At 58.4% G+C, this 11,291-nt stretch carries 7 protein-coding genes and 2 rRNA genes (1 of these 9 only partly in view); all 9 read left to right on the top strand.

Annotation, left to right across the window (positions count from 1 at the left end; translation table 11 throughout):
• Positions 1-2,263, top strand: a 23S ribosomal RNA gene (locus M1D87_RS20470) (it extends 629 nt beyond the left edge of the window).
• Between the two features lie 131 nt (positions 2,264-2,394).
• Positions 2,395-2,510: ribosomal RNA gene (gene rrf, locus M1D87_RS20465) — 5S ribosomal RNA — on the top strand.
• A 363-nt stretch (positions 2,511-2,873) separates the two neighbouring features.
• Positions 2,874-4,517, top strand: coding sequence for an acetolactate synthase large subunit (locus tag M1D87_RS20460; RefSeq protein ID WP_039613940.1), 1,644 nt, complete (start codon positions 2,874-2,876; stop codon positions 4,515-4,517).
• A 144-nt stretch (positions 4,518-4,661) separates the two neighbouring features.
• A complete protein-coding gene (locus M1D87_RS20455) occupies positions 4,662-6,599 on the top strand; it encodes a flavin monoamine oxidase family protein (protein WP_123084636.1) in 1,938 nt (645 codons plus the stop codon).
• A 144-nt stretch (positions 6,600-6,743) separates the two neighbouring features.
• A complete protein-coding gene (locus M1D87_RS20450; RefSeq protein ID WP_024087631.1) occupies positions 6,744-7,640 on the top strand; it encodes a nitrilase family protein in 897 nt (298 codons plus the stop codon).
• Between the two features lie 10 nt (positions 7,641-7,650).
• A complete protein-coding gene (locus tag M1D87_RS20445; RefSeq protein ID WP_061551535.1) occupies positions 7,651-8,805 on the top strand; it encodes a hypothetical protein in 1,155 nt (384 codons plus the stop codon).
• Positions 8,802-9,791 carry an asparaginase gene (locus M1D87_RS20440; RefSeq protein ID WP_123084637.1) on the top strand — a complete coding sequence of 330 codons (990 nt, stop codon included), beginning with the start codon at positions 8,802-8,804 and terminating at the stop codon, positions 9,789-9,791. The genes M1D87_RS20445 and M1D87_RS20440 overlap by 4 nt, the downstream gene beginning before the upstream one ends.
• Before the next feature lie 91 nt (positions 9,792-9,882).
• Positions 9,883-10,434, top strand: a complete 552-nt coding sequence (locus tag M1D87_RS20435) for a UPF0149 family protein (protein WP_039613944.1) — start codon at positions 9,883-9,885, stop codon at positions 10,432-10,434.
• A gap of 220 nt (positions 10,435-10,654) precedes the next feature.
• Positions 10,655-11,284: a glutathione S-transferase family protein gene (locus M1D87_RS20430; RefSeq protein WP_015271508.1), complete on the top strand. Its 630-nt coding sequence runs from the start codon at positions 10,655-10,657 to the stop codon at positions 11,282-11,284.
• Positions 11,285-11,291 lie beyond the last annotated feature (7 nt).

The raw sequence follows: 11,291 nt of genomic DNA, 5'->3' as shown, positions 1-11,291 counted from the left end.
TCTTAATAGGGCGTTTAGTCGCTGGGTATAGACCCGAAACCGGGCGATCTATCCATGGGCAGGTTGAAGGTTAGGTAACACTGACTGGAGGACCGAACCGACTACCGTTGAAAAGTTAGCGGATGACCTGTGGATCGGAGTGAAAGGCTAATCAAGCTCGGAGATAGCTGGTTCTCCTCGAAAGCTATTTAGGTAGCGCCTCATGTATCACTCCAGGGGGTAGAGCACTGTTTCGGCTAGGGGGTCATCCCGACTTACCAAACCGATGCAAACTCCGAATACCTGGAAGTGCCGAGCATGGGAGACACACGGCGGGTGCTAACGTCCGTCGTGAAAAGGGAAACAACCCAGACCGTCAGCTAAGGTCCCAAAGTCATGGTTAAGTGGGAAACGATGTGGGAAGGCTTAGACAGCTAGGAGGTTGGCTTAGAAGCAGCCACCCTTTAAAGAAAGCGTAATAGCTCACTAGTCGAGTCGGCCTGCGCGGAAGATGTAACGGGGCTCAAACCATGCACCGAAGCTACGGGTGTCATCTTTGATGACGCGGTAGAGGAGCGTTCTGTAAGCCTGTGAAGGTGAGTTGAGAAGCTTGCTGGAGGTATCAGAAGTGCGAATGCTGACATGAGTAACGACAATGCGAGTGAAAAACTCGCACGCCGAAAGACCAAGGTTTCCTGCGCAACGTTAATCGACGCAGGGTTAGTCGGTCCCTAAGGCGAGGCTGAAAAGCGTAGTCGATGGAAAACAGGTTAATATTCCTGTACTTCCAGTTATTGCGATGGAGGGACGGAGAAGGTTAGGCCAGCCTGGCGTTGGTTGTCCAGGTTTAAGGTGGTAGGCTGAAATCTTAGGCAAATCCGGGATTTCAAGGCCGAGAGCTGATGACGAGTTGCCTCTAGGCGACGAAGTGGTTGATACCATGCTTCCAAGAAAAGCTCCTAAGCTTCAGATAACTGGGAACCGTACCCCAAACCGACACAGGTGGTTAGGTAGAGAATACCAAGGCGCTTGAGAGAACTCGGGTGAAGGAACTAGGCAAAATGGCACCGTAACTTCGGGAGAAGGTGCGCCGGCGAGGGTGAAGGACTTGCTCCGTAAGCCCATGCCGGTCGAAGATACCAGGCCGCTGCGACTGTTTATTAAAAACACAGCACTCTGCAAACACGAAAGTGGACGTATAGGGTGTGACGCCTGCCCGGTGCCGGAAGGTTAATTGATGGGGTTAGCGCAAGCGAAGCTCTTGATCGAAGCCCCGGTAAACGGCGGCCGTAACTATAACGGTCCTAAGGTAGCGAAATTCCTTGTCGGGTAAGTTCCGACCTGCACGAATGGCGTAACGATGGCGGCGCTGTCTCCACCCGAGACTCAGTGAAATTGAAATCGCTGTGAAGATGCAGTGTATCCGCGGCTAGACGGAAAGACCCCGTGAACCTTTACTATAGCTTTGCACTGGACTTTGAATTTGCTTGTGTAGGATAGGTGGGAGGCTTTGAAGTGGGGACGCCAGTTCTCATGGAGCCATCCTTGAAATACCACCCTGGCAACTTTGAGGTTCTAACTCAGGTCCGTTATCCGGATCGAGGACAGTGTATGGTGGGTAGTTTGACTGGGGCGGTCTCCTCCCAAAGAGTAACGGAGGAGTACGAAGGTGCGCTCAGACCGGTCGGAAATCGGTCGTAGAGTATAAAGGCAAAAGCGCGCTTGACTGCGAGACAAACACGTCGAGCAGGTACGAAAGTAGGTCTTAGTGATCCGGTGGTTCTGTATGGAAGGGCCATCGCTCAACGGATAAAAGGTACTCCGGGGATAACAGGCTGATACCGCCCAAGAGTTCATATCGACGGCGGTGTTTGGCACCTCGATGTCGGCTCATCACATCCTGGGGCTGAAGCCGGTCCCAAGGGTATGGCTGTTCGCCATTTAAAGTGGTACGCGAGCTGGGTTTAGAACGTCGTGAGACAGTTCGGTCCCTATCTGCCGTGGACGTTTGAGATTTGAGAGGGGCTGCTCCTAGTACGAGAGGACCGGAGTGGACGAACCTCTGGTGTTCCGGTTGTCACGCCAGTGGCATTGCCGGGTAGCTATGTTCGGAAGAGATAACCGCTGAAAGCATCTAAGCGGGAAACTTGCCTCAAGATGAGATCTCACTGGGATCTTGAATCCCCTGAAGGGCCGTCGAAGACTACGACGTTGATAGGTTGGGTGTGTAAGCGCTGTGAGGCGTTGAGCTAACCAATACTAATTGCCCGTGAGGCTTGACCATATAACACCCAAGCAATTTGCTAGCGCAGATTGCGGTGGTGAAGACGAAACAACCGAAAGTTCGCAACATCACAAATATCGCATATCCGAATTCGCTGGGCTGTCCATCTGGACATTCTGGCAACAGAATTTCTTGACGACCATAGAGCATTGGAACCACCTGATCCCATCCCGAACTCAGCAGTGAAACGATGCATCGCCGATGGTAGTGTGGGGTTTCCCCATGTGAGAGTAGGTCATCGTCAAGATTCATTTCGCAAAACCCCTATCTGCACATGCAGGTAGGGGTTTTGTCTTTGTGGCGCAAAAATTCCCGGGCATACGCAGTCCCTGTGGGAGCGGGTTCACCCGCGAACACCGGCATAGCCGGTGCCATCCACCACGTCGCCCGCTTCGCAGCGGTTCGACGCCTCGACACGCCTGCTCCCACCCCGACCGCAAAATACCCAGGCTGCGAAAATATTCCCGTCACATTCACGTGACTTTCCCGCGTCCACCCTACGTCAAGACTTTGGTTCGGGGCACTCCTGGCCCCGGGCTGAGCGATGCCAGCGTACCGTGCTGCGCATTTCCGGACTTCCACCGTCCCATCACTTGAGGTAGCAAGCAAGATGGCCAAGGCCGCCGATGTCGTTGTGCAATGCCTGGAAAACGAAGGTGTCGAGTATGTATTCGGTATTCCCGGTGAAGAAAACCTCGATCTGCTGGAATCCCTGCGCAAGTCGAAGATCAAGCTGGTACTGACTCGCCACGAGCAGTCCGCAGGCTTCATGGCTGCCACCTATGGTCGCCTGACCGGCAAGACCGGCGTCAGCCTGTCGACCCTCGGCCCTGGCGCTACCAACCTGGTAACCGCCAGTGCCTACGCCTACCTGGGCGGCATGCCGATGATGATGATCACCGGCCAGAAGCCGATCAAGAAGTCCAAGCAGGGCCGCTTCCAGATCATCGACGTGTGCGGCATGATGGACCCCATCACCAAGTACACCCACCAGTTCGCCTCCGCCGACAACATCCCGGCCCGTATGCGCGAAGCCTTCCGCCTGGCCGAAGAAGAGAAGCCGGGTGCCGTGCACCTGGAGCTTCCGGAAGACATCGCCGCCGAGCAGACCGAAAGCCTGCCGATTCCGCCTAGCCTGAGCCGCCGCCCGCTGGCCGAGCACAAGGCCATCGAAGCCGCCGTGGAAAAACTGCAGAAAGCCCGCAACCCGATCCTGGTGATCGGCGCCGGCGCCAACCGCAAGATGACCGCCAAGGTCCTCAAGCAACTGATCGACAAGACCGGTATCCCGTTCATCACCACCCAGATGGGCAAAGGTGTGGTCGACGAGCGTCACCCGCGCTTCCTGGGCAACGCCGCACTGTCGTCGGGTGACTTCGTGCACCGCGCCGTCGAAGCCGCCGACCTGATCGTCAACATCGGCCACGACGTGATCGAGAAGCCACCGTTCTTCATGGTTCGTGGCGGCACCGAAGTCATTCACATCAACTTCCGCTCCGCCGAAGTCGATGCCGTGTACTTCCCGCAGGTTGAAGTGATCGGCGATATCGCCAATGCCGTATGGCAGATCAGCGAAGCGCTGACCGACACCACACATTGGGACTTCACCCGCCTGATGGCGATCCGTGAAGCCAACGAAGCGCAGATCGCCGAAGGTGCCGACGACAACCGCTTCCCGGTCTACCCGCAGCGCATGGTCGCCGACATCCGTCGCGTGCTGCCGTCCGAAGGCATCGTTGCCCTGGACAACGGCATCTACAAGATCTGGTTCGCCCGCAACTACAAGGCGCACAAGCCGAACACCGTGCTGCTGGACAACGCCCTGGCGACCATGGGTGCCGGCCTGCCATCGGCCATGGCCGCGCACCTGGTGCACCCGGACCGCCCGGTGATCTCGGTTTGCGGCGACGGCGGCTTCATGATGAACAGCCAGGAGCTGGAGACTGCGGTACGCCTGGGCATGCACATCACCGTGGTGATCCTGCGTGACGACGGCTACGGCATGATCCGCTGGAAGCAGGCGAACATGGGCTTCACCGATTTCGGCCTGGACTACGGCAACCCGGACTTCGTCAAGTACGCCGAAGCCTACGGTGCCAACGGCCACCGCGTGGAAAGCGCCGAAGGCCTGCTGCCGCTGCTGGAGCACTGCATCAAGACCCCGGGCGTGCACGTGATCGACTGCCCGGTCGATTACAGCGAGAACGACCGCATCCTCAATAGCGAGCTGCGTGAGCGCGCGCTGGCGGTGTAAGGTGTAACGGCTTTATTGACATCAACCCGGCCACCACAGATATCTCCCGATCCTGTGGTGGCCAGTTGGTGATAATTAACAACCTCCTCACGCATCTCTTGATTGATCATTCTCATGTTCCCAACTCATTGAGAACACGAGACCATGACCATCGGCTCAACACACAACCACCCTGCTGATCTGGCTATCGAGCCATCCCTGTCCGTAATGCCATGGGCTGCGCGTTACCCTAACCCTCCTGATCTTTGCTTTGATTATCGCCGTCTACTCGAACAAGAGGGCGGAGTTGCATACGCCACTCAGCCGGATCACCGGATCTGTATTGTCGGTGCTGGTGTTACCGGGCTGACTGCAGCCCGGGAATTGCTTCGTTGCGGCTATACCCGTATCACCTTGATCGAGCAGTCCCGACGTGTGGGTGGGCGTCACCTCACGCTGGTGAATAACGCAGGAAATCACAAACAGCCTGTAACCCCTTTTGAAATGGGGGCCATGCGCATGCCGTTCTTCAACAGGACTGGTGAGCCCCCAAAAGATGGGCGTTCGCTTATGGCTTATTACGCCAAGCTGTTCGAGCTACGAATTTCCAATTTTCCAAATCCAGGGACACCTTGGGTGAATGCCACTGGAATATATCTTCGTGACGGGCAATTAGAGGGTGAGAGAGACCCTGAGCTGTTGGTCTGGCGCAATCCCGAAGGAACGACACCACCCCCTTCTGCAATGCTTCAGCAGGTCTACGATAAATGGCGCCATTTTGCGGAGCAGTTCGCCGAGCGTATTGCTGCGGTTTATGGCACTTATGGTTGGGAGTCGATGTGGTCGGCGATCGTCAAGCGCTATCATCGAATATCGTTTAGAGATCTGGTGCGTTTACCCGCTCTTACTGCTTGGGACCCCGCAACCCCTGGTGATTTTGGCGGGCTAGGCATGAGTGGCGACGAGTCGGCCATCTTCTATGCAATCGGTATTGGAGATGGTAGCTGGGGAGCGTTTTATGACGTCTGCTGCCTTTACCCGCTGCGTACAGCAATATTTGGCTTCAGCAGTCACTTGCAGTTGGTGCATGGGCGTGTTGACCAGGACGGTGTGCCTTACGCTGCGCCCCATCTTGAAGCCAGCAGCGTCCCTGACAGTAAAGGATTGATGTTTCAGGGGCCAGCCTATATCGGGCTTGCGGCGATGGACGAAAGCCTCATGTTTCTGGACGTCGGGATGGGCGGTTCCTCGCTGTATGACCACCTGCTGCAACGAGATGATGGGTTACTGACTGACACTTCGGTCTGTTCCCTGAAAAAGCTGGAGGATGGTCGCGTACGGGTCGGATACCGTTGGCATTGCAGTGATCCGGTGCAGGGGAACGTCCAATACGAAGACTTCGACAGCGTGATCTTGACCATTCCTTCCTGGCTGATCGAAACCAACATCCGCCTCGACGGTTTCAGCCGTCAGATATTGCCGCAGACGATCATGGATGCCTGGAAGCATGCTCATTGGGAGACGAGTTGCAAGGTCTATGCCCCGCTGAATAAGAGCTTCCTGGATCGCAACCCAGCTTTTCCGCAAATCCTGGTCACTGACAGTTTCGTTCACGATGTCTATGCCTACCGCTACAACGACCATTACGCTGATGACTGCATCCTGCTCAGTTACACCTGGGAAGACGATGCAACGAAACTGGCCGCGTTCTCAGATGAAGAACTGGGCGACAAGTGCGTGAAGGAACTCGATCGGATCCTCCTTAGCTGCAGCAACGTGGCTGAACCCATATCGCCTTATATCGATACCCGAAACATTCGCATACAGCGTTGGATGACCGATCGAAACGCGCTTGGCTGCGCAAAGTTGTATCGGGCTGGGACCTATTACGATGCAGTGAGCCTGATGAAGTACAACCGTGATCTGAGTGCCAGTTCAGGGTTGTATCTGGCTGGAGAGTCCTTCTCTGTTGACGCCGGCTGGACCGAGCCGTGTTTACGCACGGCGCTTGATGTGGTCATCAACCTGTGCAACAGAACATCGGCATCGTTCAATGGTGGCTTTACCCTGAACCACTACCCACATTATCAAGTTGGGAAATAGCTGCATCCGGGCGTTTTTGTAGGGAGTTTCCTACTGGAACACCTCTCTTGTCCTTCGATCCCATAGGAACTCCCCGACTGTCACTCCCCCGCCCAACCCCGCTTTACTGGCGCCCTTCCAAAACAACCATAAAAGGAAGCCGCCATGTCTGAACACTGCACGCCCGTCAGCCCCGTACGTATCGCTGTCATCCAGTACGACCCTCAGGTCGGGCTGGAGCATTGTGATGGCAACCTGAGCAAGGGCCTGGCATTGGCCCGGTGCGCGGCGCGTGAAGGCGCCAACCTGATCGTGCTACCCGAGCTGGCCAACACCGGCTACACCTTCCACACGCGTGCAGAGGCCTATGCCCACGCCGAAACGCTGGAGGAGGGGCGCAGCCTGAAAGCCTGGGCGGATTTCGCCAAGGAGTACCAGGTATATCTGGCTGCGGGTTTTGCCGAACGCGAGGGACTGAAACTTTTCGACAGTGCCGTTCTGTTCGGTCCGCAAGGCTTGCTCGGGCATTACCGCAAGGCCCATCTGTGGAACCAGGAAAAGCTCTGGTTCACCCCTGGCGACCTGGGCTTCCCAGTGTTCGAGACACCGATCGGCCGTATCGGCCTGCTGATCTGCTGGGATATCTGGTTCCCGGAAGTGCCGCGGCTGATGGCTGCGCAAGGCGCCGACATCATCTGCAGCCTGAACAACTGGGTATGGACGCCGCCACCGCTGTTCGATGAATCAGGGCGCTGCATGGCGTCCTACCTGACCATGACGGCGGCACACGCCAACAACGTTTACATCGCTGCCGCCAATCGCATAGGTAGCGAGCGGGGCGGTCGCTTCCTGGGCTGTTCACTGATTGCCGGTACCAATGGCTGGCCCATCGGCGAGGTGGCCAGTGCAGAGGAGGAGGGCATTCTCTACGCCGATGTCGACCTCAGCAGCGCCCGCTCGGCGCCGATCTGGAACAGCCTCAACGACTTGCCGCGGGACAGGCGCACCGATCTTTACGATGCGACGCTTGGCTATCGCCTTCATGCACCTATGCCCCGCTGAGGAGTTGCACATGAAAACGCTACTCTTCCCCAACCGGCAGCGTTCGTCGGTGTTGATCCTTGCCTGCCTGCTGGTGCTGCTGGCAGCCAGCCTTGTACAGGGCCAATGGCCGGACTACATGCAACTGGCCGCGACGCTCGATCAGCCGCTAAGCCGCCTGCGCTGGATAGTTGGTGATATCAGCGAAGTGGCCTTCTATAAGCACGAGTTGCCCGCCCTGGGCTTGCTACTGGGAGCTTGCCTGGCGCATTGGGCCCATGTGCATGGGTATCGCTGGCACGGCTTTGCCATCTGCTACGGCAGCGGACTATGGCCGTGGGTGTTCACCAGTTCGCTGCTGGGCTTGTTGCTCAGTCACGCGTTGTGGGGATGGACCTTGGCCAGTGGCACCTGGCAACCAACCTTCGTTGCTTTCGTATCCTTGCCAGCAGCCATGGTGCTGTTGTTTGGTGCGGGTTGGCAGGTGACCATCACCGGCGCACTGCTGGGAGCGCTGTTGGTAACACCAGCCAGCCTGTTGATGGTCAACTACCTGTGCTATCCCCTGCAGTTGCCGGTGGTAGTCGGTAACGTAGGTGGCATGGCGCTGGCAAGCGTGATTGCGTTCATGCTGTGCTGGCGCTTTCCATCATGGGTACGGCCCAGCCACCCGACCGCCGCACCTGAATCCGATGCGGCCCAGCCCGACTACGGTGTGGCCTGGACCTTGCGGCGTGTACTGGCCGATTTCAGCGAAGCGCCATTCTTTGGTAATGAACTGGCCAGCCTCGGGCTGCTGTTGGGGGTGTTCCTGGCATACATGCTGGCCCCCGCTGCGCCAGTCTACGGTTCGCTGCTGCTGATACCGCTGGTTGCCGGGCAGGCGCTGGCATCACTGGTGGGAGTCGTGTTCTGGCGTCGCCAATGGCAGGCCCGAGGCTGGTACCCCACTTACATTCCCATCGTCTCTATCGTACCTGCCGCTGTGCTCACCCACGGTGGAGACTGGCAAGTGGTCGTAGCCAGTGCAGTGCTGGGCGCGCTGGTAGCGCCACCGTTGGCAGTGGCCATCAGTCAGCGCTTGCCGGCCTACATGCATGGTTACATCGGCAATGTAGTGTCGATGGCCATCAGCACACTGGCGATCGTTCCGCTGGTCGGGCTGCTTGCTGGAGGTGGCGTATGAAAGCGCATGCAAACCTGCCCAAGTTGTCGATTGCCAGCCTTGGAGGGACGGTGAGCATGCGGGCAAGTGCGAGCGAATGCGGGGTGATGCCCAAGCTTGACTGCGATGAACAACTGGCCGAGTTGCCGCAACTGCGTGAGATGGCCCAGCTTGAAGCTGCCACTTTGGGTCTGCTCCCCAGTGCCTCGCTGGGCTTTGCGGCGATGCTCGAGGTGCTGGCCTGGGCCCGGGGCGAGGTGGCTCGCGGAGCACAGGCGGTGATACTGACCCAAGGTACCGACAGCCTCGAGGAAACGGCGTATTTCCTCGATCTGCTCTGGCCGTTCGATGCGCCATTGGTAATGACCGGTGCCATGCGCGCGGCCAGCCAGCCGGGCAACGACGGCCCGGCCAACCTGCTGGCTGCGGCGCAGGTTGCACTGGCGCCGGGCAGCCGTGGGCGCGGCGTTCTGGTACTGATGAATGATCAGGTCCACTGTGCTGCAAGGGTTCGCAAGACGGCAAGCCTCGCGATGGCTGCATTCGAATCGCCTGGGTGCGGAGCGCTGGGCGATGTTGTGGAAGGTGCTGTGGTATATCGTCAGCCATCTGGCCCGCGAGAGGTGCTGCCGTTACCGCATCGCACCGGGCACCGGGTTGCAATGCTGGAAGCGTGCCTGGACGCAGATACGGCGTTGTTGAAGGCTACAGCGGCACTGGGCTACGAGGGGCTGGTCATCGCCGGTTTTGGTGCCGGCCACGTTTCCGGTAGCTGGTCCGAAGTGCTTGGCCATCTCGCGCCGACCTTGCCAGTGATTGTTGCTACCCGCACAGGCAGTGGCCCAACAGCCACGGCCTCTTACGGTTTTGCCGGTGCCGAGATCGATCTGCAGAGCAAGGGGGTACATATGGCGGGGCAGTTGTGTCCGCGCAAGTGTCGCATTCTGCTATGGCTGTTGATCGGAACTGGCAGGCAGCAGCTGCTGCATGGCTGGTTGCCACGTTAAGCAATCTGCCCGCAAAGCTGTAAGCGCGGGCAGCCCTTCTGGCGTTGCTGTGCTAGGGTGCACACACTTTTGCTTCCCAGGATGTTCACCCATGCTCCCCGCACTCAGCGAAAAAGAACTCGACCGCCTCGAAGACCTGTTGATCACCTACGGCAATGACTACTCGGTACTCAACCTGGCCGAGCTCAATGGCTTTTTCACTGCACTGGCCAGCTCACCGACCACTGTCACCCCGGAACAGTGGCTGCCCGCGGTGGCTGGCGGCAAGGTGCCGAAATTCAAGAAGCCGGCGCATGAAGAGGCGTATACGGCATTGATGCTGCGCTATGCCAGCCAGGTGGCGGAGGAGTTGGGGGACGACGTCGATCACTTCGAGCCGCTGTTCGAGGAAAGTGAAGGCGAGGCAGGCACGGTGGTCGTGATGGAGGAATGGTGCTTCGGCTATATGCGCGGCACCCAGGTCGCTGGCTGGGCCGAGCTGCCGCCGGAGCAGGACCAACTGCTCAAGGCCATTTCGCTGCATGGGCTGGAGGACAACTTCGAGCTGCTGGACCAGATGAGCGAAGAGGACATCCAGGCCTGTGTGCCGCAGGTGATCGAGGCTGCGCGTGGGTTGTTCCGGTATTTCAACAAGCTGCACTGATCTTGCACCTGCCTTGATAATACCGGCCAATATCGGTTTGTAGGAGCGGCCTTGTGTCGCGATAGGACCGCTCCTACACAGGGCATACGCGGATCTGGATACTTCCATTATTCCGCTCCGCGAAATTATGGTTTCCCCGCCACACGGATTCTGCTGCCAGCCGAACCGGTGCAGCATGTGCTCCACCAGCCCACCCCGGTGCTGATCAGGAGCCAAGCCCATGTCGAACCCGATCAAGCTATACAACTTCCCCAAGTCCGGCCACGCCCATCGCATCGAGCTGATGCTTTCGCTGCTGAACCTGCCCACCGAGCTGGTGTTCGTCGACCTGGCCAAAGGCGCGCACAAGCAGCCGGACTTCCTGGCCCTCAACCCGTTCGGCCAGGTCCCGGTCATCGACGACAACGGCACGGTGATCGCTGACTCCAATGCCATCCTGGTGTACCTGGCCAAGAAGTACGACAACGGCACCTGGCTCCCTGAGGAACCCGCTGCCGCCGCCCGCGTCCAGCGCTGGCTGTCGGTCGCTGCCGGTCCGTTGGCCTTCGGCCCTGCTGCCGCGCGTCTGGTCACGGTGTTCGGAGCCTCGTTCAACACCGACGAAGTGATTACCCGCGCCCATACCCTGCTGAAGGTGATCGACGCCGAGCTGGCCAAAACGCCCTTCCTGGCCGGTAGCACACCCACCATCGCCGATATCGCCAACTACTCCTACATCGCCCACGCACCGGAGGGCAATGTGTCGCTGGAGCCCTATGCCAACGTACGCAGCTGGCTGGCGCGGATCGAGGCGCTGCCGCGCTTCGTGCCCATGCCACGCACCGTGATCGGCCTGCAGACCAGCGCCTGATATCCCG

The organism is Pseudomonas sp. SA233, from assembly GCF_054792385.1.
This window is presented reverse-complemented; position numbering and strand designations above follow the sequence as displayed.